Source organism: Prochlorococcus sp. MIT 0916 (assembly GCF_047305155.1).
Classification (GTDB): Bacteria; Cyanobacteriota; Cyanobacteriia; order PCC-6307; family Cyanobiaceae; genus Prochlorococcus_B.
This window is the reverse complement of the sequence record NZ_CP138980.1, coordinates 1,431,477-1,457,864: the sequence shown is the minus strand read 5'-3', so window position 1 is coordinate 1,457,864 and position 26,388 is coordinate 1,431,477. Positions and strand designations below refer to the sequence as shown.

The following is a 26,388-nucleotide window of genomic DNA, read 5'->3' as shown; positions in this document are numbered from 1 at the left end:
ATTAATATAGTTCTACTTATGATTAATCAAGAAGGCAGTCACAGGTAGAAAAAATATTATTATGGATAATTTAATAAAGAAATTATGTACATATGCCCATGATATTTTTTAAACTTTCTAAATTATTATCTGAATAAATATTAGTTTCAATTATTGGGCAGATATTATATTTTTTATAAATTTTTAATAACTTTTCAACCAGATAATAAGCAACATCTACTGATTCTAAAAACTCACTAGAACAATACACTCCTTTCCATGGTCTAAATTTAAACCTCGCTAAAAATTGGGTAGAAGGAATAAAAATACTCCCGAATAGATTAATATTTGATAATTTTGATGTATTATTAAAAATAGAGTCAATTAGATTTTCTAGTATTTTAATTCTACTTTCAAGAAGTTTATAATCCGTGCCAAATTGAATCCAAATAGAACTCACATTACCTGATTGAAGCTTTTTCTCTAATCTTTTAATCTCTTCATTAAACAAAAGGGCTGGTAAATAAGGATTAAATGCCACTCCAATATCAATATATCTTTTATAAGATGAAGAAATATCTTTAAGGAAATTAAGCATAGAAACAGAGTCTAATGTCGTTCTTCTTTGGGAACCAGATACAAGAAGAACTTCATTACACCCTAAAGATTTTGTAACCTCAAGAAATTTAATAAAAGAATTCTGTGTATTAATTCTATTCTTTCTAAATTCATGAAGAATACTAAAGTGAGGAATAATATCTATACTTGGAAACTCTTCTCTAGAAATTTTAATTGACTCTAAGAGAAAATCTTTTTTCAAGGTATTTTTACAAGGTATATTAATTTTATACAAATTATTTTTCTGATAAAAAGACAACATTGAACGAAGGTCATTTAATGATTTAAATGATATTTCAACCCTTATATTATTCAGTTTAAATAATATATCCTTCATTTATTAAAAATAAAAGTTTTTAATAAAATTATATCATATAAAAATATATAAAAGCCAATAAAAGCTATATTAGTATAAAAAATATTTAATTAAAGTAGTTTTTAAATATTTTAAATTTAATTAAATAACCATTTATAAATAGCTTTCTTTTTACAATCGATCTCATCAAAAGAACTGTAATAATAATCATTCCATGAATCAAAAGGAATTCCCAGAAAAATCATTAGGTTAAGTGGATATTCATCAGAGTCAGTACATTTGCGGAAATCATCCCTAAATAAAAAGGTAGGTTTACCTAAGGCAATAGCTACACCAAGCTCAACCATTACGCCCTCATCAGGAGGCGTCCCATTTACTATTGCGAATAAGCCATCAGATCGCTTCAAATCGTTTAGGTTTGAACAAGCGACTTTATTAGCCCAACCAAGAGTTGAAAAATCGGTATTACTATTACGAGTAAAAGGTTCCAAGACTCTTGCACCCATAGACTCAAGTTTTGCAATAAATTCTGGTAGAAGTTTTAATCGCGAATGACTAGAGAAACCATATGGAGAGGCCAGGTAAAGTGTTTTATTTGTCAATTTTCTAATCTCTAGATTTACTAAAATACAATTTAATAATATCAATAAATGATTTATAAATAAAATGCTAAGGATCTAATTTATTGATATTTTCTTTTCCATTATTCAAGCGTATTGCGCCTTTGTTGTTTTCAGAAAACCGCTCATTAGCATCTTTTACTAATAAAAGTGAGAGATCCTTTATATTGCTAATGAAATTCTTTTGATTGAAATACATTTTGGTTATTAATTCTTTAATCTCTAAATTAAATGTTGTATTAGACAACAAAACAATTGAAGTCCAAGAAGTGATTACTACTGAAAAAATAAGAGCTAACTTAAAAGTTTTATGGAAAATATTTAGCAATTTGTCAAATAATAAATACACAAATTCATGATAACTATTAAAAATTAAAATGCCCATTAAGGCTTTTACATTTTATGCAGTCATACTCATATCACAATCAAATTCAACCCAATTGGATTCAATCAACTGCTTCCAAGTCTTTAATGAGTCTTGCTTTGTGACCTTTCTTCTGCTTTTGAATTCCATAGGCTTACCGCTTAGATCGATCCCCCACATATCAATAGTAAAATCAGTAGTGATCTTTTCATTAGACACTTTTTTAAAACCAAAATGAATAACCCACTTATTGTTAGGATCCTTAAGCCATCCAATAGGGGCTTCTAAGTTTTCTACTTTTTTCATCTAAAAACAAAGTCTTAATTTTGTTTTTAAATAAAAAAGCAAGGTTCGTCAAGCCTAAGAATCTAAAGTGAAGTTAAAGAAATAAAAAGTCAATTATTTATAAAAGTTGAAAGAATCTATATAATAATTACAAAACAACAAATCAAAGAAAATGTCCTCTGAAGCTGGTAGCACGCAATGTCGAGGTTTGATAGAAGCGAAAGAAAGCCTTATAAGAGCGATGAACTCCCTTGGTGCGACCGATGATACAGACAACATACAAAAAACCTTACGTGAAATCTATAATGAACTGGAACAACTCCATGAATCCAGAAGAATTAAGGAATCGAACAATCTTAATTAAGCAGATACAAAATGGAATCGAATAATAGAACTAAAAAATAAAAGACATATATTCTTACCTTTAAGTCGAACAATTTATAAGAATACATTATTAGTTACTTATTTTAAGTAGAATATATTATTAAAATCAACCAAAGATTCTTAAGAAAAAATTACACAAAGTTATACTATGCAAGCTTATACTAAAAAAGTTGCTAATACTGATAAAATAAACAAAATTATAAATAAAATGTCAACAAAAGATATTAATATCAACAAGATAGAAGATCTTACGAAATTCAGATCTGCACCAAAACTAGATAAAAATCAATCAAGAATACTTTTAAATGAACTTAAAAATATTATTTACAAATCAGATTGGTTAACAATAGGAGTAATGTCACCTTCAATTAAAAAAGGAATTAATGCCGTTAGAAAGATAGAAGAAAAATTTGAATATCAAGAGATGAAATGCATCACATTACCAAAGTCAGAAGGTCCAATATTTTTAAAAGCGAATCAAAAAACAGGAGAAATTCACGCTAGAGTTGAATTTGGATTGGGAGAGGGTATATTAATAAGTTGCCAAAATTATGAAAATTCATCTATCTCAAAAACTGTTGGTCCCTTTCCATTGGATTTCTTTGATTAAAAATATTATTCCATCCCAAAGAATATAATGTGAATATAAAAAAATAAAAATCTAAAAAGAATCAAAAACTTAGAAGTATGTCAAAAGAAATGCTATTGTAAAATTGAAAATCATACTAAAATTTTAATTCATTACTAAAAAATCTAATTTAGTGATAAATAAAATGATTAAAAAGATCTTCTACATTAAACCTATTAGGAATGATTTAATCCATATACCTTTTAATCTAAATGGATAAAGAAAGAGGCAAGTTTTATCAATCTGGAGATGGCTCCTATTTTTATTCGGCTGATGATGCCTCCAAGTGGGATCTTCTCGATAGGATTGGCCAACTGAATCTCCTACATGTATTAAAAAAAGAATGGGAGCCTGAACAATCGAGTCAAAGTAAACTAAGAAAAGTACTTCAAGACATAAATGTTGATGAGTTCGAGGACTTTATGGCAGATATACTTGGAATATCGGAGTCATTCGAGGAGATGGTATATGAATTCGAAGGTAATATAAATTTAAGCCCTGAATATTTAGAAAGGGTTTACCCCGAAGAGAAAGAAAGTCTAGAGAAGTTAAAAAAACAGATAAAAGAACACAAAGAGTGGAAGGAAAAACATCAAGCTTCATATTCCTTTTTAACACGTAAACTCCTAGAAAAAGAAGAAACAGACAATAACGATAATAGTCTATAAATATAAAGAAATAGATGTACTTTGGATATTTTAAACTTAATTTGAGGTATCTACAGTGATACAAATTAGCTCCCTATTTATATATTAATTATATATAATTAATTAATATTTTATCTTATATATTCTATCATCAATAATTTGAGAATTTAGTGATCATAGTCATAGCTTTACTAAATTATGCTATTTGTATATATATCGTGATTTTAAATATTTTTGCTAAAAATTCCATAGTACAAAAACATGATAGGAATCAATGAGAATCTACAAGGATATAAAAATAGACTTGTTAAATAACTAAGAAGTTCAAAAGTAGCCATAAATACTTTAATACAACCTAAATCATGATTAATTTGCTTACTAATCTTAAAGTTTTCACTTTAATTGTTGAACAAATGAAATCCTAGATAAGTTCAAATAGAAGTTGCCGGATACACTCTTGCAGACAAAATCATATTAAAGTGATTTTACCTACACAGCTTAAAAAAAAATCCATTATAGTCGTAACAAATATTCACATGTCATTTTTCGCCCTGCCATTTCAATAAAGATGTTGAGTCTTTGCTCCATATGGCAATTCCAGCTATAAACGCAAATCCAATCTCAAGATAAATTTATTCAGATTTGGATTTACTAAAAGCACCAAATTTTCTTAAAACTAATGACTTCCACCAATCCAAAATCTACTAATTTAATAAATAGAGATGACGTAAATGAAATGATAGAAAATGCAATAAGACGGCATAATAGAAGGTCAACAATAATCTCGGCAATACTTGGTTGGATACTTATTGGGGGATATTCATTTGGCTTATTTCACGTAGTACAAAATATCTGAAAATCAGATTTTTATATTAATGAATAAATCGTAAAAATCTTTTGTCAAATAATCCAATTTAAATTAATAATATATATACGTAGTTCTTATCAAATAGTACGTAATTATGAATAATATAATAATTTAATCAAATCAACTATTGGTTGATACTGCTCCACTTATCTTGATAAGGGAGTTGATAATCTTCCTTATTCATTGGAATCCAACTCCAATCTGAACATATGGTTATTTGGTAACCAATCACATATAGGGCTAACAATGCATTAAACAAATTGATATGGGTAATAGGAGTATCCATGAATTTTTTAAATTTTATAAATCCTAGCTAAATTAGTTCTTGAACAACGCTTCCAATCAAAAAAGTGTCTATAAACTGCTTAAAGATAGAGTTAAAAAAAATTAAGTTTTTATTCTATTTAGAATTAATTATTTAAAAATTTAATATAAAAGATTTAGTACTATTATAAAGTTAATTACTAATTGTTATTAACAATTGGAACGGTAGGGTGATCGAAAGGATCATCATTTAATATCGGAGCACATACTTGACGACAAGATTTTCCCTGTTCATCTTCAATACAAACTTCTAAACATTCAAAATATCTGTCTTGTGCTGTTTTCATACTTTTAAAATTATTAATAACTAAACTTACTAGTTCAAGACTATATTTCATTAGAAATTAACAAAACTTTTTTAGGTAAATGCACTTATCTACGGTCTTTTAAATGAAATAGTATCTCTGAAGATTTTTTATTAGCATCACAGGCTAACACACATTGTGTCAATTCTTTATTAGCAAGAAGTTGAAGTATCCTAGCCATATCAATGGAAGATAGTTCTCCATCGGAACTCCACTTAAGAGTGGTTTTTCTTTGAATGGGTTTGATCATGTCACTTCTCTAAAACTAAGATACAAATAACATGATTTTTTTTATTTTTCTTTTTTCTTTTAGATTTATTTTATTTTTTGCAGATATATAGGTATAAATCACAAGATTACTAGAGGACTGTGGATCAGATTTGAATTATTATTTATTTAATATCCTTGAGTGTTTATTATTACATCTAAGGTTTTGATGAATAGTAAGAAATTACTAGATATTAAAAAAATTAGGATGATAATTTAAGCAATTAACTAACAGATGAAGAAATTAATTTTTCTAAATCAGACTTTTCATCTTGATATTTTGGTGCTTTGGATTTTAAGTCTTTAATAAAAAACTTCGCAAATTGTTGAGATTTAGGCTTTTGCATCAATAATAAATAATTTGAATAGCAAATTTTACTCAATCCCTAGGGGAATAAGTCTCGAATAATTTAGCAAATCTTGTAAGATAACGTGAGTGAAAACCGAACAATTCCTACTTAAAGGTTTGAACGGTATAAAGTCTTTTTATGAATTCTTATCATTCAATAACTAGATAAAGAGCAAAAATATAGGGATAGAAAACAAATAAAATAGATAATAATTAGTATAGATTATATATTTATTTTCTTTAATAAAAGAATCTAAAAAATAAGCAATATTGTATATAGTTTTAATATGAATTTGAATCCTTAACAAATAAATAATCTTTTTCGTTGTTCTAGTTTGTTGATCTAGTCCAATTTTTTCTCACTTTTGATTTTTTCTCGCCTTTCAAGATAAAAAGCATTAACAGTGGAGCAATTCCCATTAATGGAATAACAAGGTTCATAGCATAGTTATGCGTTTCTTCCATTTAAAAAAATATAATACATTTAATTTTAAATAAATTTTTCTATGTGTTAATGCGTAAAAACTCTCATTCATGCCAAATAAACCTTTTAAATCAAAGAAAATTATTTTTCATGAACGAAATCCATTCCTTCATTTTTTATTCATTCTAGATAATATAAGAGAAAATTTTTTTGCAATAGAAATGAACAATAGTTATTTTAACCTTAACTACTTATCTCCCACAGGATTAATTGGTTTTTGGGTCCTATTCATAGGACTAATTTTTACTGGAGTTATGTTCTATTTTGTCTTTTTTAGGCTTAATGAAGAAGACTATTCATGCAAGGATAGAAATAGGAAAATACTAGAAAAAGAAATTCAAAAGCAACGTATAGCTAAACTTTATCCGAAAGGCAAATACTAAAAATACAAATATATCATCTCATAAAAAATGCCCAAAGTTTATAAAACTAGATATAAATTTAGTAACCTCTGTTATCACAATTAATTATGGCTTTTTAAATAGTTTATTAATTCTCTGAACAACCTAGAATTATTCAAAAGTCTAAATGAGATAAAACGAAGGAATACGAGCTCTTTGGGCAATAGGAAACAATTTCTATTACATCTCGTTTTTCTTCTGAAGATTTTGATTTTTTGTGCTAATAAAAAGAGATAATAGGATGATAAAAAAATGGCTTCTAAATTAATGAAAGCCTGTTTTAATTAAACTTATGGCTTCGAATCGAGCAAACACTAGTATTAGTCTTAATGAAGGGTACCCTTTTTCAGCTTCAGGAAAAAAGGTTCCCGCAGCTTTATCAATGATGGTCGACTCAATGACTAGCATGGTAGAAAGGGCAAAAATCGATTTAGAGAGTGTTGATCAACGAGCTAGAGCTGACATTGAGAACATCGATCAAAGAGCAAGGAAAGATGTAGCACTTCTAGACCAAAGAGCAAGAGAAGACATTCAAAAAGTTGATCAGAAAGCCAGAAGAGACATCGCCATTCTTGATAAGAAAGCAAGAGAGGATCATGAGCTACTTCGAAAAGCCCGCGAAGCAAAAGGATTAACCTCTTGAAGTCAGTTATTTAGTTATTCAAAAACCTAAGGTCTAAAGATCAAATAAACATCGATATTCAACTTTAATTATCAATACCAATTATAAAAAGAAATTCATTAATTAAGAGTTAGTACCACCTTGCCGTATGGCCCAAGAAGCATCGACCTGGAAAAACCAGAGGGGGATTCAAAGTGAAGCTTCGTTTCCAGAACAAGCTGGTCTACGTTACTTTCACGACAGCTTCCCCATATCGAAAGAGAGTCAGATCAGAGCACTTGAGAAGGCCAATACCAACAAGGCAGTACTAAACAATCTAAACAAAATATTATCAAGAGGTAGGCCAAATTGACCTTATTGTTTTTAAAACATCTAATGCTTCATTTTTTCGAAGCAAAGCATCTTCATTTTTCAAGAGATAAGTAACGTGACCCAGCTTTCTCCCTGTTTTCTCTTCTTCTTTTTCGTACCAATGAACATTCAAACCAGGGATATCCCTTAATTTTTCCAGCCTCTGAGTGAGTGGGATTGGATAGTTACTTTGCAAACCAAGCAAATTCACCATTAACGCGCCATTAACAAGCATCTGAGGCATGGGGACATTTATACCGGATGTAATACATATTTGTTGATCAAACTGACTACTACTGCAAGCATCTATAGAAAAATGCCCTGAGTTATGAGTTCTTGGAGCTATTTCATTTACAAGTAATCCTTCAGATCCATAAAAAAATTCAATCGCAATAACTCCTACATAGTCCAACTCAGCAAGCAAAGAGGATACGACATTTCTCACCATAAGATCAACGTCATGATTGATATCAGCTGGAGCAAGGACCCAGTCGCATATTTGTTTAGATTGATATGTCTCTACGATAGGCAAGCTACGTACAACGCCTTTTGAATCCCTACTAGAAACAATGGATAATTCCTTATCAAAAGAAATCCATTTCTCTAACATCCACTGTTCTTCTGTCTCAACTACCAGAAATTCTTGAAGTTGCTTTAGATTTTTAATAATTTTAGTTCCTTTACCGTCATATCCACCTTTGGCAGCTTTTGCCATCAATGGGAATTCCCAATCTTCAGGAAGATCAATATTTGATGATTTTTTTAAAGGTATAGGTAACCAATCAGGGCAGGGAATATCAAGACTATTTAATAGCTCTCTTTGAGTGATTTTATTAATTAAAGGTCTTATGGATTGAAGTCTAGGGACAAAAGAAACTCCATTATTTTCAAGAGAAAGTAAACTTGAAATATCAACCCATTCATTCTCAAACGTTATCAAGCAGGACTTTTCAGCAAGAAGTTTTGTCCCCACTGGATTAGTAGGATCATACAAAATGACTTGATCTGTCTTTTTAGCCGCAGGATCAGTTTTAGCTGCCGTCTGAACTACGACATCAACATCTCTTTTCTTTCCAGCCTCAACAAGAAGCATTGCCAGCTGTCCTCCACCCACGACCCCAATCATTTAGTTAAAGACCTCATTTTTAGATTTTTTCTCACTTGCAGGCAAATAACAAAATCGGGAACAAACAAATAAAAATATTGTATGAAGTGTGATTTTAATAAAAACATCCTTAATTCACAACCCAAAGAATTTTCAACTATTTGATTATTTTGATCTGAGAATAAATAATGAGCGTATATAAATACATATTATTTGCTTATGAAACTTCTTCGTCAACCATATAATTAGTTCTATATTTATGATTTAACATAGTAAAGCCATTAAATATCTTATATCCTCACAATTGTGAATAAAGACAACCACCATATTAAAGTCTCCCTAACTAGCAACCCATACGAAATAGTTATTGGGAAAAACAGTCTTGAATGCATAGGAGATGAGCTATGTAATATTGGCTTTAAGAAAGGACTAAAAGTATTAGTCGTGTCTAATAAGGAAGTCTCTGATCACTACAGTGATTGCATAATAAAAAGTCTGAATAAAAATAACTTCAATCCAAAACTTTTAATAATAAAAGCAGGCGAAGACCAAAAAAATCAATCATCTATAGATTTAATCTACGATGCGGCATATGAAGCACGATTAGAAAGAGGATCATTAATGATTGCTCTTGGAGGTGGCGTAATTGGAGATATGACTGGTTTTGCAGCTGCTACTTGGTTGCGTGGAATTCATGTCGTCCAAATCCCTACCACATTACTTGCCATGGTTGATGCCTCTATTGGTGGTAAAACGGGCATAAACCATTCAAAGGGTAAAAATCTTATAGGTGCTTTTCATCAACCTAAATTAGTGCTAATAGACCCTAAAACACTATTTACGCTTCCATCACGAGAGTTTAGAGCGGGTATGGCTGAAATAATAAAGTATGGCGTTATTTCAGACCTAGAACTATTCGAACTTCTAGAGAGAGAAAATAATATTTCTGATTTTTCAACAATAAAAGAGAGACTATTAATAGAAATAATTAAGCGTTCTGCTAAATCTAAAGCAGAAATTGTTGTAAAAGATGAAAAGGAAAGTGGGCTTAGGGCATTTTTAAATTATGGACACACATTTGGCCACGTAATAGAAAATCTTTGTGGTTATGGGAAATGGCTTCATGGTGAGGCAGTCGCAATGGGAATGATTGCAGTCGGCCAGTTAGCGGTTCAGAGGGGACTATGGAAAGAAATTGACTCAGAGAGGCAGAAAGGATTAATAGAAAAAGCGGGTTTACCATCTAAGTGGCCCAAGCTTGAGATAGAGAGTGTTCTAAGCTCACTTCAAGGAGACAAAAAAGTGAAAAACGGCAAGGTCAGTTTTGTTATGCCTTTAAAAATTGGTGATGTAAAATTATTTAATAATATTTCTAATAAAGAAATAAACGAATGCTTGCAAAAAATTAGCTAATTGGCTCTTCAAGAAAACGTTTTCCTAAAATCAGATCATCATTATTATCCTTCTGAAAAGCCAACCACCTAAAGTTCCCTAGTCCCATGGGATCAACTAGCCTCAACAATGACTCTCTTCGATTTAATGCCGCTGAAAGATTATTACTACTTGTATTTTGAAGAGAAAAAAGAAACTTTGAAAGTCCAAGGGCCAAGAGAGCTTGTCCCTGTCTAGTCTCACCAATAAACTTCCATCCGTTAGTCAGAGCATAATTAATTGTTGATTCGATACATAAATGTGCTGTCAAATCACACAAGCCAGCATCTTTTAAAACATTAGAGTTTGCTTCTTGATTTCTATAGGAAAGAAGAGTACCGTCTTTTCTCATTGCGTTATAGTAACGCTTCGATTCCATCGCATAGTCGACAATTAATAATGAGCCATTAATTAAAACCTTAGACAACTTCCCAAACCAACTCGGCACATCACAATGCCATTCGGTGACCCATCTACTAAAAATATTCTTTGGTGGAAACGCAATTTTTAAAAGACTATTGGATTCATTCAAAAATTCAATAATCTCAGAAGTAGGCTCAAGATCAACAAACTCCAAAAAATATTCATAATTTGTTTTTTTTAAAGAGACTCCCTGCCTAAAAACTTTTTTATCGCAAAAAACCAACCTCTCTACGGGGAATGCATCCAAAACCTCATTGGCAATAACTACACCAGTTACTGGGTTTAAAATGAGATCATCGATATTGCTCCAGCGACAATTTATCCCCTTCAAATTATTAACTACTTTTTCTTGTCGTCTTCTCATCCCTACATTTAATTCAACTAGAATAAGCTCAATTTTATTGATTAAAGAAGGTGCGATTTCAGCAATGGCCATTATCAAATCTCTTGATAAAGTCCCTTCTCCCGGACCAATCTCAATAAGAGACAACATCTTGGAATTAACTTCTGATTTTTCTAAATCGAGCATCCAATCAACAACTTGTATAGCTAATAAACGAGCAAAATCATTGCTCAAAGACGGTGAAGTACAAAAGTCTCCGTCCTTACCAATATTTAACTTTCCAGTTGAATAAAATCCATTTTCAGGATCATTTAAAACTAAATCCATATATTTGTAGAAACTAATTGAACCGCCACTATTTACGATTCGATCAATCAACCATTCGGGACATCTCGCGATCGGGTCAATCATGATGGAGAATACCCCCAGAGAAGATCAAGCACATGCTGAAGAAATCATTTAACAGAGCCATGATTTTTTGTTTGGGACTTGTAATAATGTTTTCAATGGTAGGAGGCGCATATGCTTACGATAATCCTGAATTATTACCAAAAGAACAAACACCTATAATAGATCTTGCAAAAACCCTGAGTGAGAAACAAAGATTAGAATTGGAGGAATCGCTAATTTCTTATGAACAAGAAACTGGTTGGAAAATAAGAGTTTTGTCGCAATATGAAAAAACCCCTGGTTTAGCAGTCAAAGACTTTTGGAATCTTGATGAGACAAGTTTACTTATAATTGCTGATCCAAGAGGTGGGAATTTACTGAGTTTTAATGTTGGAGATGCTTATTTTGCACTAATGCCCAGAATATTTTGGGTGGAATTACAAACCAGGTTTGGTAACCAATTTTATGTAAGAGATAATGGTGAAGACGGTGCAATTTTAGCTTCTATACAAGCGGTTGAGACCTGTTTAGACCGTGGTGGTTGTGAAGTTGTACCTGGCTTACCCCAGGAACAATGGCAATGGACTTTATTGACATCTCTATTGGGAGGGATTATTGCAGGTTTCGCAGCCTCGCCAAGAAAAGAAAATGAATCATTCTCAATAGGATGGCTTCTGCTACTTTCGCCTCTTTGGATAATGTTATTTGGAATTTTTGGCATTGCTCCAGTGGTAACAAGAACTAATGAAATTTTGCCTTTAATGAGAAATATTTTGGGATTTATAGGCTCTGCAATTTGTGCTTACTTGATTGCAGAAAGAAAATTTAAGGATCCCGATTTTAATAACGAAACTTAAAATCAATGAAATACAAAGCCAATAAAATTATTTACTACTAGTTGTTTGAATTTAATAAAATCTCCTTATATGCAATTGATGCATCATTTCTATACCATCTGTGCGATGCATGAACAAGCTTGTTATTAGAGAATTCAACCCAAGAGAAATGACACAAATTCTCACCTGCAGAATCAATACCTCTTCGTGGAACACACGCTGCATTTAAATATGAGGTTCCCCATAAATCTTTAGCAAAAGTTTTTCTGGTTCGATTCCCCCCAATTCTTAATTGATGATGAGTGTGGCCAAAAACGACTAATTCTGGAACCCTAAATTTACGAATTTGATCAATTGCGATACCAAGATCTTTATCTCCCCAATCCATTGATGGCAATTTCCAATCCCTACCACAAAGGCTAGAAGACTCAGATCCAAGGCCAACCGGTCCCGAATGAGCAAGTATTAATAAAGGGAAATCTAATGGTGCAGACTTTGCGGCAGACACAATCCTAAAGACAGATTCATCAAGGCTGACCTCCCCGAATACAGACTTAACTTCTGTTGTTAAGAAAAACCCTCCACCACCACTGCAAGGTCTAGCTCCAACAACAGAAAGTTCATTTAATGCCCATTTTGATAAATTCCATGAACAATTCTTTTCACCTAACAAATCCAATTGGGCTTTTAAAACATCGCCAGATCCATCTCTTCCTCTATCATGATTTCCAAGTATTACTGCAGTGGGAATAGAAATTTTATTTATTGCCCGAACAATTCTTAAATCACCATCGGACAAGTCGCCAACAAATAAAACACCATCAGGATTTAGTTCCAAAAGTAAATCCAGATCATCCTGACTCCATGACCCATGTAAGTCTCCAGCGATAGCAATTCGGATATCTGTCAGATTTTTTTGGAAATTACCCTCTATACTGCCCCAACACATTGATTTGGAAACTAATTACTACTGTTTCCTATTACAAGACTGATATATCAGTCTCAAATAAAAGAACAAATCTCATTAATGAGATAAATTTTTTGCGTAAACAAAGAAACGCAATAATTCTTGCTCATTACTATCAAGAGCCTGCGATACAGGATGTTGCAGATTTTATTGGAGACTCACTTGAATTATCCAGAAAAGCTTCTAAGACAAATGCAGACGTAATTGTTTTTTGTGGCGTTCATTTTATGGCTGAGACAGCAAAAATCTTGTGCCCAAATAAGACTGTTCTTCTTCCTGATTTTGATGCTGGATGCACACTTGCAGATGATTGCCAACCTGATGACTTCCAAAAATTCTTAGACAAACATCCTGATCATTTTTCTATAAGCTATATAAATTGCAGTGCAGCGGTAAAAGCAAAAAGTGATTTAATTTGTACAAGTAGTAACGCAGTTGATCTGGTCAACAAATTACCCAAAGATCTACCAATATTATTTTCACCAGATAGGAATCTTGGTAGATGGGTTGAACGTCAGAGCGGTCGGAAATTAACTTTATGGCCTGGCAGATGTCTAGTACATGAGACTTTTAATGAAGAATCTCTTATAAAGTTAAAAATCAAGCACCCAAGCGCTGAAGTTCTTGCCCACCCAGAATGTCAAGAAAATTTATTAGATTTGGCCGATTTCATAGGTTCAACAAGCAAATTGCTGAATTACTCTCAAAATAGTGAAAATAGTAAATTTATCGTTCTAACAGAGCCAGGGATAATTCATCAAATGAGATTATCAGACCCTTTAAAGTCATATATCGAAGTACCTGGAATAGATGGATGTAGTTGCAATGAATGTCCATACATGAGAATGAATACCTTAGAAAAAGTATTAAATTGTCTAAAAGAAATGAATCCAGAGTTACATATGGACGAACAAATAAGATCAATGGCCTACAAACCACTAAAAAAGATGCTTGATATGAGTAATTAACTTGGCTAATGAATTTATCCCTTTTTATTGTTGTTTTAGGGGGAAGAAGTTTAAAAGGTAATATAGAACTACACGATGTAAGATGGGTTATAGGCGAATCAATTGAGGATACATTCTCAGAACTTAGAGCACAATGGTTAGGTGAAACTAACGGACTACATATTGATAGTTATAAGCGTATTAAATATGTAGAGGGGTATGAAATAGTCATTTCTAAATCTAAAAAAGATAAATTAAATCCCCCCGGAATAGATGACATGAAACTTTGGTTTGTTAATTTAGGTGGGTACAATCCTAAAAAAATGTATGAAGAACATGAATTCAATCTAATTGTCGCAAAAAAAGCTATTGAGGCAAAGAAAAAAGCCAAAATAAAATGGGAGTCAAATTTAAAAAATAAACATAATGATGATTACTCAGGTATAAATCATTTGGAACAAGTTGACGATTTTCATCCTATAAAAATAAAGAGTTGGGAAATAAATTTAATACCAGACCCTGAAGAGAGAAATGAAAAACTTATTCCTGACTGGTATGGATATAGAAGGATTGATAAGTTCTAACTATTTATGCAGTGCGTATACTAAATTAGATTTTAAGGGGTTATAAGAATTTTTATTACCTTCATCTTTAAACTTTTTAAGTAATATATTTTCAGCCGCAACATATTGACTATCTTTTAAAGTTCCAAGATCTGAATTTGTTAATCTATTTTTATCATTCAACAAAAGATCTACTCTAATATCAGGTTCTATTCCATTTTTATTAATATCTTTACCACTTGGTGTTAAATATTTAGCGACTGTAACTGTTAGACCTGAGCCATCAGAAAGAGACCTTACTGACTGAACCAAACCTTTACCAAAAGTCTTTTTACCAACCAATAATCCTCTTTTATTATCTTTAATTGCTCCAGAGAGAATCTCGCTGGCACTCGCAGATCCTTCATCTATTAAAACTACAACTGGTCTATTAGTTAAGGCTCTACTTTTTGCTCGCCTAATATCAGTTATACCATCTTTGGTTTTAGTACTAACAATAATTCCTGTATTTATCCATTGTCTAGCTATTTCAATGCTTGCCTCAAGCAAACCACCAGGGTTACTTCTAAGATCTAATACATAGCCAAAAGGTTGTTGTTTTTCTAATTTATTAATGGATAAACCCATTTCTTTTGGAGATTTTGCATTGAATTGTTTCAATCTTAGATATCCAATTTTCGCACCTAAAACCGTATTATTTATTCGACTATCAACGACATTAATTTCAATTCTATCTCGTATTAATGAGACATTTAAGAACTCATCATCTCTAATAATACCTAGTTCAACTTTTGTTCCTTTTTTACCACGAATAAGTTTAACGGTACTATCTATACTTAGACCTTTGATAGGGTTGCCATCTATAGATACAATTATATCCTTTGGTTTTATTCCTGCTAAAAAAGCTGGCGTCCCCTCTATTGGTGACACAACAACAATTTGATTATTAACTTCATCTAGAGAAATCTGAATACCTACTCCCATCAATTCACCAGTTGTATCTATTCTCATTTCATCGAATTCTTTAGGATCTAAAAATCTTGTATAAGGATCATCAAGTCCTGTCAACATGTTTTTTATGGCAATATATGCATCGTTATTTTCAAAATATTTGGATGATAGTATTTCTTTTCTTAATTTAATCCAATCTTCTGCCTTATATTTTCCTGAATAGTCCAAAAAGTCGCGATATATAATTTGCCATACCTGATCAATAATCTCCTTTGGATTATTAGTAATCAAAGTAGAAGTGTTCGCCTGGAAAGAAAAAGATGGCGAAGGAAAAACAGCTATTAATAAACATATCTTTAAAAATCTCTTCAACATAATTATCAAATAACTTTTTTAATAATAAAACAATTAAAATGTATATTCAATTTTTAAGGATCTACCCATTTACCATCTTCTTTAATTAAATCAACTAAAGCCTGAACTCCTTCATCCTCAGGTACCCTCTTGATTTCATCTCTATTTCTATAAAGCGCAATGGTTCCAACACCTTTACCTACATAACCATAGTCAGCATCTGCCATCTCTCCAGGTCCATTAACGATGCAACCCATTACAGCGATATCCAAACCCGTTAAATGTTGAGTAGCGTCCCTAACTCTTGCTACAACTTCCTCTAAATTAAATAATGTTCTACCACAACTAGGACAACTAATATATTCAACCATAGTTTTTCTCAAACCAACCGCTTGTAAAATTGAATATGCAACTGGTATTTCTTTTTCAGGCGCCTCTGTTAAAGAAACTCTAATGGTATCTCCAATACCTTCAGATAACAATGTACCTATCCCTACCGTACTTTTAATTCTTCCATAATCCCCATCTCCCGCTTCAGTTACACCTAAATGAAGAGGATAATTAAATCCCTCTTTATCCATTGTGTCCGCCATCATTCTATAAGCAGCAAGCATCACTGGTGCTCGAGAAGCCTTCATCGAAATTACAATATTATGAAAATCCAATGAATGACATATTCGAATAAATTCCATAGCTGATTCAACCATTCCAAAGGGAGTATCTCCATAAGCAAATAACATTCTTTCAGACAAAGAGCCATGGTTAACGCCTATTCTTAAGGCCTTATTTTGCTCTTTTAGAGTATTAACAATTGGTTCGAATTTTTGTATAATTTTCTCTTTTATTACGTCAATTTCATCTTTAGTAAATTCAGTTCTATTGGGATCAGGTTTTTCAAAAACGAATAATCCCGGGTTGATACGAACTTTATCTACATGCTTAGCTACTTCTAAAGCTATTTTCATTCCATTGTGGTGAACATCCGCTACCAATGGAACTGGTTGATAAGTGCTAGCTAGAAGTTTCTTGATTTCCCCCACAGCTTTTGCACTTGCAAGAGTTGGAACCGTTAATCTGACAATCTCACATCCAACTTCATGCAATCTCCTTATTGCGGCAGTTGAGCCCTCAATATCCATCGTATCTTCATTAATCATTGACTGAACCCGAACTGGATTATCGCCACCAATACCAATATCTCCCACCATTACAGTCCTAGTATCTCTACGGATAATTCTGGTGCTATATCGCTGTGAGAGATTATTTTCTTCCATATTCTTTTCCAGGGTCGCAATCATGAGTTAACAATTGAGCCTCTTTAATTAGTAAGAATGACATATTTAAGGGCTATTATAAAAAATCAATTTTTTCTTTGATTTTTAGGAAATCAGAATTAGTCAGACTCATCGGTTTACCTTCTTCTTTTGATGGATTCCTAAGTAAATAAGATGGATGGAAAACAGGCATAACAAGTCTGTCCTCCCAATCGATCCATTTCCCCCTGAGAATACTAATACGAGACTTGATTTTCAAAATCGCTTCTAGTGCTGTTGCTCCAACTAGAACTATTACCCTTGGATTTACAAGTTTTATTTGTTGATACAACCAGGGAAGGTTTTCTTGGATTTCAGCCTTTGTTGGACGTCTGTTTTGGGGTGGTCTACATTTGACCACGTTGCAAAAATAAACATCTTGGTTAATATCAATTCCTACATTTTGAAGCAATTTATCAAGTAATTTTCCAGACCTTCCTACAAAAGGTTCTCCCAGTTCCTCCTCCTTTGCGCCTGGGGCCTCTCCAATAATCATCAACTTAGCGAAAGGGTTACCCCTAGATACAACAATTTTGTTTTTGGAATTGCTTAAATTACAAACTTCAGAAAAGTCTTTATCAGGGGTGCTATTTTTATTCACATCAGAGCATCCAAATCTGATCCTTTTGAAAGGTACGGCACTAAAATCAAGAATTTATTACCTTCTGGATCAAGAATCCATTGCTCAGCTCCAAAGTTTGCCAATTTTGTTATGCCCATAACACTACCTCCTATTTTTAATATCTCAGAAATCCACCTTTCAATCATTTTTGATGGATCTTTAGAAGGTTCACCTTGAAAACATAATGAGGTTGAATTTCCTTTCCTTTGCCATTCATGATTCTCATTAGGTCGATAAAAATGTATTTTGGATCGATTATTTATTGAAATAAAATAATGAGTTGCATTAAAACCTTTATTTGCCTTGTCAGAGTTGACCTTGGCATAAAAATCAGACAATTCTTTAGGGTTTTCAGAAGCAATTACAAAGTTTATGTTCATCAAAGGCATGCAAGCATCTAATTAAGTAGTAAGTTTGTAATTAGATCAATTCACTTTAAAAGTGAATCTAAGAAAAACATTTTGAAGTTATGCTTCGAAGATGACTGACAAATCACAGATATCTATAAGAGCTCTCTCAATAAAACCTTCTCTAACTCTTGAGATCAGCGCAAAAGCTAAGGCTTTAAAAGCTGAAGGGAAAAATATTTGTAGTTTAAGCGCAGGGGAACCTGATTTTGATACCCCCGAATTTATTATCGATGCAACTCTAAAAGCATTAAAAGATGGAAAAACGCGCTATGGACCAGCCGCTGGAGATCCTGAATTAAGAGAGGCTATTGCGCAAAAACAATCAACTATTAATAAAGTTCCAACGAAAGCAGACAATGTTTTAGTAACGAATGGAGGAAAACAAGCAATATACAATTTATTTCAAGTAGTTTTAAATCCAGGAGATGAAGTCCTCATACCTTCACCTTATTGGCTTAGCTATCCTGAAATAACCCTTTTGGCTGGTGCGAAGCCAATTAAAATCAAATCTTCAACTAAAGATAATTTTAAAATTGATATCAATTCTCTAGAAGAGAACGTAACTGAAAAAACAAGGTTATTAATCATTAACTCTCCAAGTAATCCAACAGGCTGCGTTTTAACCGAACAAGAAATGAATACTATTGCTGAGTTTTTAAGAAGACATCCAAGAATTTTTTTAATGAGTGATGAAATTTATGAATTTCTTATCTCTCCAAATCAAGTTCATCACAGTTTCGCAAAAATAGCACCAGATTTAAAAAATAGAATTTTCACAGTCAACGGTTTTGCCAAGGCATGGGCAATGACTGGCTGGAGGATTGGATACCTAACAGGAAATACAGAGGTAATAAAGAAAGCCATTGCTTTACAAAGTCAAAGTACAAGCAATGTATGCAGTTTTGCTCAAAAAGGAGCTATTGCCGCACTTCAGGGCTCAAAAGATTGCGTTCATGAAATGGCAGAAATTTATAACAAAAGGAGGTTACTGATAACAGAAAGACTAAAAAAAATAAAAAATATTTCTTTTGTCCCTCCTACTGGAGCTTTCTATATTTTCCCAGAAATTAATCTAGATGATATCGATTCAATAAGTTTCTGTAAATTGGCACTAGAAAAGGTTGGCCTAGCAATCGTTCCAGGGATTGCTTTCGGAGATGACAAATGTATAAGAATTTCATATGCATCTTCAAATGAAATGATCAACGATGGAGTTGATAGATTAGAAAGACTATTAAACGATTTTTAAATTTAATAAAAACAATCAAAAAATCAATCAAATGCCAAGATCAATCAATTTCACCAAAATAACAATTGCTCTTTTATCAATATTTAATTTATATAATATTGGTTCATTAAAAGCAGAGGAAATACTTCGCATTGGGGCGATACCAGATCAAAACCCAGAGCACTTAAATCGTCTATATAAAGTATTATCCTCTGAATTAAGCGAGCAGCTCAATGTTCAAGTCCGTTATAAACCAGTTACTAATTATGCTGCAGCTGTAACAGCTTTTAGGACTGGGAATTTAGATTTAGTATGGTTCGGTGCTTTAACGGGTTTACAAGCAAGACTTCAAAGCAATGGATCCAAGGTAATAGCACAAAGAGATATTGATGAAAAATTCCATAGTATTTTTATTGCAAACAAGAAAAGTTCAATCCAAAAAATAAATAACATAAATGACTTAAAAACACTAAAAGGCAAGCGTTTTACTTTTGGCTCTGAAAGTTCAACATCAGGAAGATTGATGCCACAATATTTTTTAAACAAAGCAGGTGTTCAACTTAAAGATTTCAAAGGTGCAAGCCCAGGCTTTAGTGGTAGCCACGATTCAACATTAATGCTTGTGCAAAGTGGTTCATATGAGGCAGGTGCTCTTAGCGAAGAGGTATGGAAGAGAAATCTTGATAGAGGACGCGTGGACCCCTCAAAAGTCTTTGTAATTTGGAAGACTCCTTCTTATCATAATTATCATTGGCTTGCTCAAGGAAACCTAGATAAAAAGTTCAGAAAAGACTTTACGAAAGAGCTTAAAAATGTATTTTTACGTTTCAATGAAAAGTCAATAAAACAAAAACAAATTCTCGAATTATTTAGCGCAAAGAAATTTATAATATCAAAAAATGAGAATTATAATAAAATAGAAAAGGTAGGTAGAAAAATTGGAAAGATTAAGTGACTAAGTTACTAGAATTAAAGAATATAAGCCATAGCAATAAAGAAAGTATTAGAGTAAAAGGTATTAATTTAACAATAAATCAAGGTGAGAAGATAGCGCTTATTGGCAAGAGTGGCTCTGGCAAAAGTACATTAATCTCGATCGCGAATGGATCACTAATCCCAAACGAAGGGGATGTAATATGGAAAGGTTCTCACATTAACAATATTTCAAATATTGAGTCGTCAAAAATAGGAACTATATGGCAGGATTTATCTTTGATAGAAGAGCTAAATGTCGCTCAGAATATAAACTGCGGTGCACTAGGTAAACACAATTTCATATGGGCTTTAAAAAATCTTCTCGGAGTCTTAGATAAAGGTTTATGCCAAGAATGTCTAGCAGCAGTCTCTCTGCCAAAAAAAACTATTTATTCCTATATAAATAAACTTTCTGGTGGGCAAAAAAAAAGAATAGCAATTGCACGTCTTTTAAGACAAGAACCAGAGATTCTTCTTGGAGACGAACCTTTCTCAAATTTAGACCCTCTATTATCAAAAAATATCTTAAATTTATTTATTAAACAAAAACATTATCTTAGAATTAAAATCCCTGAGACCATACTTATAAGTCTTCACCAAATTAATTTAATAAATAATTTCAATAGAGTTATTGGGTTAAAAGATGGAGAGATTGTAATAGATAGAGAAATTTATAATATCAATGAATCAGAGCTTGATTGGCTATTTTAATTCACAATGAAATTAATAAAACCAGTATCAACTTTATTAACATTAATCCCATCAATAGCCTACATTCCCATTCTCATAGAAATCATCAAAGGATTTCATATTGGGGGTCTAAATATCATATTTCTATTCATAAGCTCAGCAATAAAACCATCTTTCAATCAAGAAGTAGTTAAAAGCGCATGGGAAGGACTTCAAATAACAATTGCTACTGCTTTAACTAGCTGGGTTATAAGTATGCTTATTGGAATTCTTTTAGGTATACTATCTACAAATTTATTTTGGAAAAGTATTCCTAAATTTTCTTATTTAGGTAAATTCATAAAATACTCATTAGCAATTCCAAGATCAATACATGAAGTAGTCTGGGGCCTGCTATTTATACAAATTTTAGGTTTAAGTATTTGGGTGGCAATTATATCTATAGTCATTCCCTATTCAGCCTTAACAGCAAGAGTAATTTCAGAGCAACTAGATAGTTTTGACATACAACCTCTAATAGCAATTAAGAAAACTGGATCTAATTTTATAAGCTCATTTATAACTATTCTATTACCAAAGTTAATACCTATCGTATCTACATATGGAAGTTACAGATTTGAATGTGCAATTAGAGGTGTAACATTACTTGGAATATTTGGATTAGGAGGTATAGGAACAGAACTATATTTAACTTTAAAATCCTTTGAGTTCAATGAAATGTGGACTTGTTTGTGGATGCTTTGGTTAGTTATGATTTTATTAGAGAAATTTATAAGATATTTAAGAAGTTATTTATCTGAAAATATTAGTTTGAAAAATTCTTTCTTAATTTCAATCTCAATATTTTCACTATCTCTATCCTTGGGTATTAGTTGGCTTTATAATCTAAATTTTGAGATATTTACTCCATTAAGCTTTTCGTATTTAAATTTACCTTCATTCGTAGATATAAGAAATGGATTTAATGCCTTACCTCTTTGTAAACTAATCATTACAACAATTTTAATAACTTTTTTCGCGTCTGGGATTGCAATAGGGACACCTCCACTTTTACTAGTATTATTCCCAGGTAAATTCCTTCTAAAAGTTCAAAATCTTATTTGGATCTTCTTTAGATTGATACCTCCTCCATTGACCACTATACTTATTCTTCTTTTTACTAATCCTAATATATCTGTAGCCGCATTATCACTAGGAATTACACATATGGGTGTCATGGGAAGATTGCTTACAGATAATATACTAAATCAAGAAAAAAATATTTATCGAGCAATTAAAAGCAATGGTTCAAGTAAGAAATCAGCAACACTTTATGGAATATTAGCCCCCCAAAGTAATAGTTACTTAGCTTATGGAGCATATAGAAGTGACGTAATTCTAAAGGAAACAGCAATTATAGGTGCAGTCGGAGGAGTAGGATTAGGGTGGCAATTACAGGAATCACTAAGCTCATTCGACTGGGCACAAGTCATGATAATAACTGCTACTTTCTCTTTATTAACAATATCAGGAGAATTTTTATTTAACACTTCTCAAAATTATTGGTTAAAGAATTCAACCAACAATTTCATTAGTTAGTTATTTTATTTAACATATCGACTTATGAATAAATATCAGAAAAAATTAATCATAATTGGAGATAGTGGGGTTTACGGATGGGGAGATCTAGAAGGAGGGGGATGGTCTGAGAGATTAAGACAAAACTGGTTAAATTTAGATGGTGCACCTATCATTTATTCTCTTGGAATAAGAGGCGATGGATTAGAGAAAGTTGCTATAAGATATAAGAATGAGTGGGCATCAAGGGGAGAGTTAAGGAGAAAAGTCCCTGAAGGTATTTTGTTATCAATCGGATTAAATGATACAGCTAGAATTGGAAGAAAAGATGGCAGGCCCCAACTTTCCGAAGATGCTTTTAAATTTGGCTTAAAACAATTAGTAAACGAAATTAAGAATGAAGTAGATATAATGGTTCTTGGGTTAACACCTGTTAATGAAGACTCAATGCCTTTTGCAGAATGTCTTTGGTATTCAAATCAAGCCTGTTCTAATTATGAAAATAAAATTGAAGAAACTTGCTTAGAATTAAATGTTCCGTTTTTATCTATCCATGAGAAAATGATCAACCTATTATCATTTAAAGAATTACTCTCATCAGATGGAATACATCTAAATACTAAGGGTCATAAATGGATTTATGACCAAATTAGCGAATGGCCAGCACTGAAGAATTGGGCTGATTTAAAATAAACATTTCAAACAAAATTCAAATATAAAAAGATAGAAATAATAGCGGCTATAGATGTCTGGATAGAATTAACTAATTCATTAGTCATCCAATCAATCTTATTTTGAACTACTGCTCCAATATAACTTTCCAAAAATGTTGCTAAATAACCAGAGAAGAAGACTATAAAAGCAACAGATAGTCCAGAAATAATCGATAGATTAAGCATAAAAATAGTCATGATAAAACTTCCTAACAAACCAGCTATTGAACCTTCGATACTTATTGCCCCCTCTGTTCCTGGTGATACTGACTTTAAAGTCGTAATTAGAAAAGTTCTTTTACCAAATCTTTTGCCAATTTCACTTGAAAAGGTATCGGAAAGTTTTGCACTGAAACTAGAAGCAAAACCCACCATGAATAAATTTAAAAAATTTGGCCAAAGACAACTTAATAAGGCGAGTGAGCAACCTGTTGCTGCAGACCCCCATACATTTTCAGGGCCACGTTGACCACCTCTTGCTTCAGCAATCCCTCGGGAAGCCTTATTTTTGTATCCAATTTTTGTAACTAAAGTTCCCAACAAGAGATAGACACAAACTGATATCCAACCATTCCAACCAATAGATCCTAATAAAAGTGTTCCAAGTATTCCAGCATGAATCCATCCTTTCTTAGTTAAAAATGGAAGCCTATGTCCTACAAATATCAACAAGAAATTAATCAGAAAAGCATTAATCCAAATACCGCTTATAGAAGAGAAGTTAGCCATCGTTCCTAGCCAGCAAGCCTATTTCTAAACAATAGACGGTTTTATGATCAAAAATATTCAATCTTAAAGCGATGATTTAAGTCTTCTCCATGAAGTCATTAACTGACAGGCACTTACGGCAGCTGTTGATGTCCTTAAAATAGTTTCTCCCATAGATACCCCAGACAAGCCAGAGTCAAAAGCTAATGCCTCTTCATCTTTGTTCCAGCCTCCCTCTGGGCCAACTACCACCCAAACTTGATTGACTTTATGTGGTGTTTCTTTTAACCAATTCACACAATCTTGCAAGTTTTGAATGCGTGTTGTGGCAAATCCTATTTGAGCTTCGGAAGGCAAATCATTTATCCAATTAGGAAAAGTCAAAACCTGCATTAGTTTTGGACACCAGAGTCTTTCAGATTGCTCAACGGCTTCATGAATAATTTTTTGAAATCTAATAATTTTTTCGTTACTACATTCTTTAACTACTGATCGTTTTGAAATTAATGGTTGAATAATGTCAACTCCTATCTCACAACTCATTTGCAAAAAGTTTTCAAACCCCTTTTTAGGAATAACTACAGCAATGCCTATTAATGGTCTCTCTCTTGGAACGACTTGAAAGGGTTTATCAAAAGCATTGGTAAGTTTTATAGTTTTATTTTCAACAATTTTTGCGTTCCAAAGATGACCTTTTCCATCAATAACCTCTAAAAGATCTCTCGATCTCATCCTCATAACTCTAGATAAATAATGTGATTCATTAGAGGTCAATATCAACTCTCCATTTGAATCGATTTCGTCACTTAATCGATTTGGATTTATAAATAATCTTCTTTTCTCAGCCATAGAAAATTAATCTGTTGAAGAAAAAATTGCATCAGGATGCTCTTCTACTGGCCAATCTTGATTTACTCCTCCGATAATTAGTTCTTCTATTTTCACAACATCAACATCCATTTGTTTTAGCACATTTATCAAAACATCAATTGCAATCAGGTCAGAAGTACCTAAATCGACCCAACATCTAGCCCAGCACTCATTAAATTCAAATTCTCCAAGATTATGCATTAATGATGGAAGACTAGAGGAGGTATCGTCATTTTCATAGCTCATCCAACTGATGTCAGAACCCATTTCGTGTGTTTGCAAATTTTCAGAATTAAATCCCCCAAGTCTGCCTAGAACATACCAAGAATCAAAAATACCATCGACATATTCTTTTTCTCCCTTACTTGGGACATCTGAATATCTAAGCCATATCCAACAATTGAAAGGATCAACTTCACGAAATCGAACTTCCATAAACAATAGATCTTAAAAAAGAAAAACTAAAAGATATCAAACATAATCTAATGTAAATTGATTAAAGAAAATTGAAAAATCTTTATTTAATTGATCAAAGCCTCAATGAAAAATAATGCTTAGTTTAAAAAATATTTTTTACCATCCCTCAACAGCAGAGAAGCCAATCCTTAAAGATTTGTGTTTAAAATCAAATGCTGGAAAAATCACAATAGTTAGAGGACCCAGTGGAAGCGGAAAAACTACATTAGTAGAAATAATTAGCGGTATATCTGGATATCAGAAAGGAGAGATAACATGGTTCAACAAAACTCTAAATGCACGTCAGCGCAGGTGGTTATGTGGATTGGTTTTTCAATTTCCAGAAAGATATTTTCTTGGATTATCGGTGGCTCAAGAATTACGCATTGGACATAAGAGGTTAACCACTGAAGAACAAGTTTCAGTTCTCACAAAAGTGGGGTTGATCAACTTAGATTTAAAGAAGCCGCCAGAATCTCTTAGTGGAGGACAACAACGACGACTAGCTATTGCTGTTCAATTATTAAGAAGTCCAAAAGTACTTTTATTGGATGAGCCAACAGCAGGTTTAGATTGGTCAGTAAGAAACGGAATTATAGAATTACTCGCAAAGCTTAAAGACAAGCAAACTATCCTAATAGTTACACATGAACCCGAACTTTTTAAAGATTTGAATACCGACAATTATGAGTTGAACAATGGTCAACTTATCCCTGAGTAATCA

Annotated in this window: 33 protein-coding genes and 1 other RNA gene; 15 read left to right on the top strand and 19 right to left on the bottom strand. The window is 32.3% G+C overall.

Going from position 1 to position 26,388, the window contains the following annotated elements; all coding sequences use genetic code 11:
* Nucleotides 1–82: 82 nt before the first annotated feature.
* The 4 genes from SIB53_RS07635 to SIB53_RS07620 all read right to left on the bottom strand — a co-directional run bounded on the left by SIB53_RS07635 (nucleotide 83) and on the right by SIB53_RS07620 (nucleotide 2,203).
* Complete coding sequence (locus SIB53_RS07635) at nucleotides 83–934, bottom strand: hypothetical protein (protein ID WP_413677648.1); 852 nt, start codon at nucleotides 932–934, stop codon at nucleotides 83–85.
* A 116-nt stretch (nucleotides 935–1,050) separates the two neighbouring features.
* The gene (locus SIB53_RS07630; RefSeq protein WP_413677647.1) at nucleotides 1,051–1,515 is read right to left on the bottom strand and encodes a nucleoside 2-deoxyribosyltransferase; all 465 of its coding nucleotides are present in this window, start codon (nucleotides 1,513–1,515) and stop codon (nucleotides 1,051–1,053) included.
* Nucleotides 1,516–1,582: 67 nt separating this feature from the next.
* Entirely contained in the window at nucleotides 1,583–1,861 is a 279-nt protein-coding gene (locus SIB53_RS07625; protein ID WP_413677646.1) for a hypothetical protein, read from the bottom strand.
* A 72-nt stretch (nucleotides 1,862–1,933) separates the two neighbouring features.
* A complete protein-coding gene (locus SIB53_RS07620) occupies nucleotides 1,934–2,203 on the bottom strand; it encodes a DUF1651 domain-containing protein (RefSeq protein WP_413677645.1) in 270 nt (89 codons plus the stop codon).
* A gap of 151 nt (nucleotides 2,204–2,354) precedes the next feature.
* Between SIB53_RS07620 and SIB53_RS07615 the strand changes: the two genes are divergently transcribed.
* The 4 genes from SIB53_RS07615 to SIB53_RS07600 all read left to right on the top strand — a co-directional run bounded on the left by SIB53_RS07615 (nucleotide 2,355) and on the right by SIB53_RS07600 (nucleotide 4,697).
* On the top strand, nucleotides 2,355–2,546 hold the full coding sequence (locus SIB53_RS07615) for a hypothetical protein (protein WP_413677644.1): 192 nt from the start codon (nucleotides 2,355–2,357) through the stop codon (nucleotides 2,544–2,546).
* A 228-nt stretch (nucleotides 2,547–2,774) separates the two neighbouring features.
* Complete coding sequence (locus tag SIB53_RS07610; RefSeq protein WP_413677643.1) at nucleotides 2,775–3,176, top strand: DUF1824 family protein; 402 nt, start codon at nucleotides 2,775–2,777, stop codon at nucleotides 3,174–3,176.
* Between the two features lie 230 nt (nucleotides 3,177–3,406).
* Entirely contained in the window at nucleotides 3,407–3,862 is a 456-nt protein-coding gene (locus SIB53_RS07605) for a hypothetical protein (RefSeq protein WP_413677642.1), read from the top strand.
* 658 nt (nucleotides 3,863–4,520) lie between these two features.
* Nucleotides 4,521–4,697 carry a hypothetical protein gene (locus tag SIB53_RS07600; RefSeq protein WP_269610077.1) on the top strand — a complete coding sequence of 59 codons (177 nt, stop codon included), beginning with the start codon at nucleotides 4,521–4,523 and terminating at the stop codon, nucleotides 4,695–4,697.
* Between the two features lie 136 nt (nucleotides 4,698–4,833).
* Here the strand turns inward: SIB53_RS07600 and SIB53_RS07595 are convergent, their stop codons facing one another.
* The 4 genes from SIB53_RS07595 to SIB53_RS07580 all read right to left on the bottom strand — a co-directional run bounded on the left by SIB53_RS07595 (nucleotide 4,834) and on the right by SIB53_RS07580 (nucleotide 5,952).
* Entirely contained in the window at nucleotides 4,834–4,995 is a 162-nt protein-coding gene (locus tag SIB53_RS07595) for a hypothetical protein (RefSeq protein ID WP_413677641.1), read from the bottom strand.
* A 178-nt stretch (nucleotides 4,996–5,173) separates the two neighbouring features.
* A complete protein-coding gene (locus SIB53_RS07590; RefSeq protein WP_413677640.1) occupies nucleotides 5,174–5,371 on the bottom strand; it encodes a hypothetical protein in 198 nt (65 codons plus the stop codon).
* Between the two features lie 34 nt (nucleotides 5,372–5,405).
* Nucleotides 5,406–5,588: a hypothetical protein gene (locus SIB53_RS07585; RefSeq protein WP_413677639.1), complete on the bottom strand. Its 183-nt coding sequence runs from the start codon at nucleotides 5,586–5,588 to the stop codon at nucleotides 5,406–5,408.
* A 241-nt stretch (nucleotides 5,589–5,829) separates the two neighbouring features.
* The gene (locus SIB53_RS07580; protein ID WP_413677638.1) at nucleotides 5,830–5,952 is read right to left on the bottom strand and encodes a hypothetical protein; all 123 of its coding nucleotides are present in this window, start codon (nucleotides 5,950–5,952) and stop codon (nucleotides 5,830–5,832) included.
* 1,179 nt (nucleotides 5,953–7,131) lie between these two features.
* Here SIB53_RS07580 and SIB53_RS07575 point away from each other — a divergent pair.
* Nucleotides 7,132–7,482 (top strand): hypothetical protein, encoded by a 351-nt coding sequence (locus tag SIB53_RS07575; RefSeq protein ID WP_413677637.1) that lies wholly within the window; start codon nucleotides 7,132–7,134, stop codon nucleotides 7,480–7,482.
* A gap of 108 nt (nucleotides 7,483–7,590) precedes the next feature.
* Here the strand turns inward: SIB53_RS07575 and ssrS are convergent.
* Together ssrS and SIB53_RS07565 are read right to left on the bottom strand one after the other, a co-directional pair.
* A non-coding RNA gene (gene ssrS / locus SIB53_RS07570) (6S RNA) lies at nucleotides 7,591–7,772 on the bottom strand.
* Between the two features lie 20 nt (nucleotides 7,773–7,792).
* Entirely contained in the window at nucleotides 7,793–8,938 is a 1,146-nt protein-coding gene (locus SIB53_RS07565; RefSeq protein ID WP_413677636.1) for a 5-(carboxyamino)imidazole ribonucleotide synthase, read from the bottom strand.
* A gap of 285 nt (nucleotides 8,939–9,223) precedes the next feature.
* Here SIB53_RS07565 and aroB point away from each other — a divergent pair, with 285 nt between their 5' ends.
* The gene (gene aroB, locus SIB53_RS07560) at nucleotides 9,224–10,330 is read left to right on the top strand and encodes a 3-dehydroquinate synthase (RefSeq protein WP_413677635.1); all 1,107 of its coding nucleotides are present in this window, start codon (nucleotides 9,224–9,226) and stop codon (nucleotides 10,328–10,330) included.
* On the opposite strand, the gene SIB53_RS07555 is transcribed toward aroB, so the two are convergent.
* Nucleotides 10,323–11,525 carry a class I SAM-dependent methyltransferase gene (locus SIB53_RS07555; protein WP_413677634.1) on the bottom strand — a complete coding sequence of 401 codons (1,203 nt, stop codon included), beginning with the start codon at nucleotides 11,523–11,525 and terminating at the stop codon, nucleotides 10,323–10,325. The genes aroB and SIB53_RS07555 overlap by 8 nt on opposite strands.
* 86 nt (nucleotides 11,526–11,611) lie before the next feature.
* Between SIB53_RS07555 and SIB53_RS07550 the strand changes: the two genes are divergently transcribed.
* A complete protein-coding gene (locus tag SIB53_RS07550) occupies nucleotides 11,612–12,361 on the top strand; it encodes a TPM domain-containing protein (RefSeq protein ID WP_413677633.1) in 750 nt (249 codons plus the stop codon).
* A 37-nt stretch (nucleotides 12,362–12,398) separates the two neighbouring features.
* Here SIB53_RS07550 and SIB53_RS07545 read toward each other — a convergent pair whose 3' ends face one another.
* The gene (locus tag SIB53_RS07545) at nucleotides 12,399–13,289 is read right to left on the bottom strand and encodes a TIGR04168 family protein (protein WP_413677632.1); all 891 of its coding nucleotides are present in this window, start codon (nucleotides 13,287–13,289) and stop codon (nucleotides 12,399–12,401) included.
* A gap of 44 nt (nucleotides 13,290–13,333) precedes the next feature.
* Between SIB53_RS07545 and nadA the strand changes: the two genes are divergently transcribed.
* Together nadA and SIB53_RS07535 are read left to right on the top strand one after the other, a co-directional pair.
* Entirely contained in the window at nucleotides 13,334–14,275 is a 942-nt protein-coding gene (nadA, locus tag SIB53_RS07540) for a quinolinate synthase NadA (RefSeq protein WP_413679139.1), read from the top strand.
* Between the two features lie 8 nt (nucleotides 14,276–14,283).
* Complete coding sequence (locus SIB53_RS07535; protein WP_413677631.1) at nucleotides 14,284–14,838, top strand: DUF1543 domain-containing protein; 555 nt, start codon at nucleotides 14,284–14,286, stop codon at nucleotides 14,836–14,838.
* On the opposite strand, the gene SIB53_RS07530 is transcribed toward SIB53_RS07535, so the two are convergent.
* The 4 genes from SIB53_RS07530 to SIB53_RS07515 form a co-directional block, all read right to left on the bottom strand.
* Entirely contained in the window at nucleotides 14,839–16,143 is a 1,305-nt protein-coding gene (locus SIB53_RS07530; RefSeq protein WP_413677630.1) for a S41 family peptidase, read from the bottom strand.
* A 53-nt stretch (nucleotides 16,144–16,196) separates the two neighbouring features.
* Nucleotides 16,197–17,396, bottom strand: a complete 1,200-nt coding sequence (gene ispG / locus SIB53_RS07525) for a (E)-4-hydroxy-3-methylbut-2-enyl-diphosphate synthase (RefSeq protein WP_413679138.1) — start codon at nucleotides 17,394–17,396, stop codon at nucleotides 16,197–16,199.
* Between the two features lie 76 nt (nucleotides 17,397–17,472).
* The gene (locus tag SIB53_RS07520) at nucleotides 17,473–18,036 is read right to left on the bottom strand and encodes a uracil-DNA glycosylase (protein WP_413677629.1); all 564 of its coding nucleotides are present in this window, start codon (nucleotides 18,034–18,036) and stop codon (nucleotides 17,473–17,475) included.
* Nucleotides 18,033–18,437 (bottom strand): lactoylglutathione lyase, encoded by a 405-nt coding sequence (locus SIB53_RS07515; RefSeq protein WP_413677628.1) that lies wholly within the window; start codon nucleotides 18,435–18,437, stop codon nucleotides 18,033–18,035. Before SIB53_RS07515 ends, SIB53_RS07520 begins: the two co-directional genes overlap by 4 nt.
* Before the next feature lie 100 nt (nucleotides 18,438–18,537).
* Between SIB53_RS07515 and SIB53_RS07510 the strand changes: the two genes are divergently transcribed.
* The 5 genes from SIB53_RS07510 to SIB53_RS07490 are packed head-to-tail and all read left to right on the top strand — an operon-like array spanning nucleotide 18,538 to nucleotide 23,610.
* Nucleotides 18,538–19,716, top strand: a complete 1,179-nt coding sequence (locus tag SIB53_RS07510) for a pyridoxal phosphate-dependent aminotransferase (protein ID WP_413677627.1) — start codon at nucleotides 18,538–18,540, stop codon at nucleotides 19,714–19,716.
* Between the two features lie 31 nt (nucleotides 19,717–19,747).
* Nucleotides 19,748–20,650, top strand: coding sequence for a putative selenate ABC transporter substrate-binding protein (locus SIB53_RS07505; protein WP_413677626.1), 903 nt, complete (start codon nucleotides 19,748–19,750; stop codon nucleotides 20,648–20,650).
* On the top strand, nucleotides 20,647–21,381 hold the full coding sequence (locus SIB53_RS07500; RefSeq protein ID WP_413677625.1) for an ATP-binding cassette domain-containing protein: 735 nt from the start codon (nucleotides 20,647–20,649) through the stop codon (nucleotides 21,379–21,381). Before SIB53_RS07505 ends, SIB53_RS07500 begins: the two co-directional genes overlap by 4 nt.
* Before the next feature lie 6 nt (nucleotides 21,382–21,387).
* Nucleotides 21,388–22,938 carry a PhnE/PtxC family ABC transporter permease gene (locus tag SIB53_RS07495; protein ID WP_413677624.1) on the top strand — a complete coding sequence of 517 codons (1,551 nt, stop codon included), beginning with the start codon at nucleotides 21,388–21,390 and terminating at the stop codon, nucleotides 22,936–22,938.
* 24 nt (nucleotides 22,939–22,962) lie between these two features.
* The gene (locus tag SIB53_RS07490; RefSeq protein WP_413677623.1) at nucleotides 22,963–23,610 is read left to right on the top strand and encodes a GDSL-type esterase/lipase family protein; all 648 of its coding nucleotides are present in this window, start codon (nucleotides 22,963–22,965) and stop codon (nucleotides 23,608–23,610) included.
* Nucleotides 23,611–23,615: 5 nt separating this feature from the next.
* Here the strand turns inward: SIB53_RS07490 and SIB53_RS07485 are convergent, their stop codons facing one another.
* The 3 genes from SIB53_RS07485 to SIB53_RS07475 form a co-directional block, all read right to left on the bottom strand.
* Nucleotides 23,616–24,359, bottom strand: coding sequence for a TIGR00297 family protein (locus tag SIB53_RS07485; RefSeq protein ID WP_413677622.1), 744 nt, complete (start codon nucleotides 24,357–24,359; stop codon nucleotides 23,616–23,618).
* A 63-nt stretch (nucleotides 24,360–24,422) separates the two neighbouring features.
* A complete protein-coding gene (locus tag SIB53_RS07480) occupies nucleotides 24,423–25,187 on the bottom strand; it encodes a 16S rRNA (uracil(1498)-N(3))-methyltransferase (protein WP_413677621.1) in 765 nt (254 codons plus the stop codon).
* Between the two features lie 6 nt (nucleotides 25,188–25,193).
* Nucleotides 25,194–25,643, bottom strand: a complete 450-nt coding sequence (locus tag SIB53_RS07475; protein WP_413677620.1) for a DUF3531 family protein — start codon at nucleotides 25,641–25,643, stop codon at nucleotides 25,194–25,196.
* 115 nt (nucleotides 25,644–25,758) lie between these two features.
* Between SIB53_RS07475 and SIB53_RS07470 the strand changes: the two genes are divergently transcribed.
* Nucleotides 25,759–26,385 (top strand): ABC transporter ATP-binding protein, encoded by a 627-nt coding sequence (locus SIB53_RS07470; RefSeq protein WP_413677619.1) that lies wholly within the window; start codon nucleotides 25,759–25,761, stop codon nucleotides 26,383–26,385.
* The last annotated feature ends 3 nt before the right edge of the window (nucleotides 26,386–26,388 follow it).

Coding starts and splice junctions, on each gene's coding strand:
- SIB53_RS07580 (WP_413677638.1), bottom strand. CDS start 5,952: ATGCAAAAGCCTAAATCTCAACAATTTGCGAAGTTTTTTATTAAAGAC.
- SIB53_RS07615 (WP_413677644.1), top strand. CDS start 2,355: ATGTCCTCTGAAGCTGGTAGCACGCAATGTCGAGGTTTGATAGAAGCG.
- SIB53_RS07590 (WP_413677640.1), bottom strand. CDS start 5,371: ATGAAATATAGTCTTGAACTAGTAAGTTTAGTTATTAATAATTTTAAA.
- SIB53_RS07610 (WP_413677643.1), top strand. CDS start 2,775: ATGTCAACAAAAGATATTAATATCAACAAGATAGAAGATCTTACGAAA.
- SIB53_RS07510 (WP_413677627.1), top strand. CDS start 18,538: ATGACTGACAAATCACAGATATCTATAAGAGCTCTCTCAATAAAACCT.
- SIB53_RS07555 (WP_413677634.1), bottom strand. CDS start 11,525: ATGATTGACCCGATCGCGAGATGTCCCGAATGGTTGATTGATCGAATC.
- SIB53_RS07620 (WP_413677645.1), bottom strand. CDS start 2,203: ATGAAAAAAGTAGAAAACTTAGAAGCCCCTATTGGATGGCTTAAGGAT.
- SIB53_RS07495 (WP_413677624.1), top strand. CDS start 21,388: ATGAAATTAATAAAACCAGTATCAACTTTATTAACATTAATCCCATCA.
- SIB53_RS07595 (WP_413677641.1), bottom strand. CDS start 4,995: ATGGATACTCCTATTACCCATATCAATTTGTTTAATGCATTGTTAGCC.
- SIB53_RS07565 (WP_413677636.1), bottom strand. CDS start 8,938: ATGATTGGGGTCGTGGGTGGAGGACAGCTGGCAATGCTTCTTGTTGAG.
- SIB53_RS07475 (WP_413677620.1), bottom strand. CDS start 25,643: ATGGAAGTTCGATTTCGTGAAGTTGATCCTTTCAATTGTTGGATATGG.
- SIB53_RS07600 (WP_269610077.1), top strand. CDS start 4,521: ATGACTTCCACCAATCCAAAATCTACTAATTTAATAAATAGAGATGAC.
- SIB53_RS07470 (WP_413677619.1), top strand. CDS start 25,759: ATGCTTAGTTTAAAAAATATTTTTTACCATCCCTCAACAGCAGAGAAG.
- ispG (WP_413679138.1), bottom strand. CDS start 17,396: ATGGAAGAAAATAATCTCTCACAGCGATATAGCACCAGAATTATCCGT.
- SIB53_RS07505 (WP_413677626.1), top strand. CDS start 19,748: ATGCCAAGATCAATCAATTTCACCAAAATAACAATTGCTCTTTTATCA.
- SIB53_RS07585 (WP_413677639.1), bottom strand. CDS start 5,588: ATGATCAAACCCATTCAAAGAAAAACCACTCTTAAGTGGAGTTCCGAT.
- SIB53_RS07635 (WP_413677648.1), bottom strand. CDS start 934: ATGAAGGATATATTATTTAAACTGAATAATATAAGGGTTGAAATATCA.
- SIB53_RS07550 (WP_413677633.1), top strand. CDS start 11,612: ATGTTTTCAATGGTAGGAGGCGCATATGCTTACGATAATCCTGAATTA.
- SIB53_RS07575 (WP_413677637.1), top strand. CDS start 7,132: ATGGCTTCGAATCGAGCAAACACTAGTATTAGTCTTAATGAAGGGTAC.
- SIB53_RS07480 (WP_413677621.1), bottom strand. CDS start 25,187: ATGGCTGAGAAAAGAAGATTATTTATAAATCCAAATCGATTAAGTGAC.
- SIB53_RS07605 (WP_413677642.1), top strand. CDS start 3,407: ATGGATAAAGAAAGAGGCAAGTTTTATCAATCTGGAGATGGCTCCTAT.
- SIB53_RS07530 (WP_413677630.1), bottom strand. CDS start 16,143: ATGTTGAAGAGATTTTTAAAGATATGTTTATTAATAGCTGTTTTTCCT.
- SIB53_RS07515 (WP_413677628.1), bottom strand. CDS start 18,437: ATGAACATAAACTTTGTAATTGCTTCTGAAAACCCTAAAGAATTGTCT.
- SIB53_RS07535 (WP_413677631.1), top strand. CDS start 14,284: ATGAATTTATCCCTTTTTATTGTTGTTTTAGGGGGAAGAAGTTTAAAA.
- SIB53_RS07545 (WP_413677632.1), bottom strand. CDS start 13,289: ATGTGTTGGGGCAGTATAGAGGGTAATTTCCAAAAAAATCTGACAGAT.
- SIB53_RS07485 (WP_413677622.1), bottom strand. CDS start 24,359: ATGGCTAACTTCTCTTCTATAAGCGGTATTTGGATTAATGCTTTTCTG.
- SIB53_RS07490 (WP_413677623.1), top strand. CDS start 22,963: ATGAATAAATATCAGAAAAAATTAATCATAATTGGAGATAGTGGGGTT.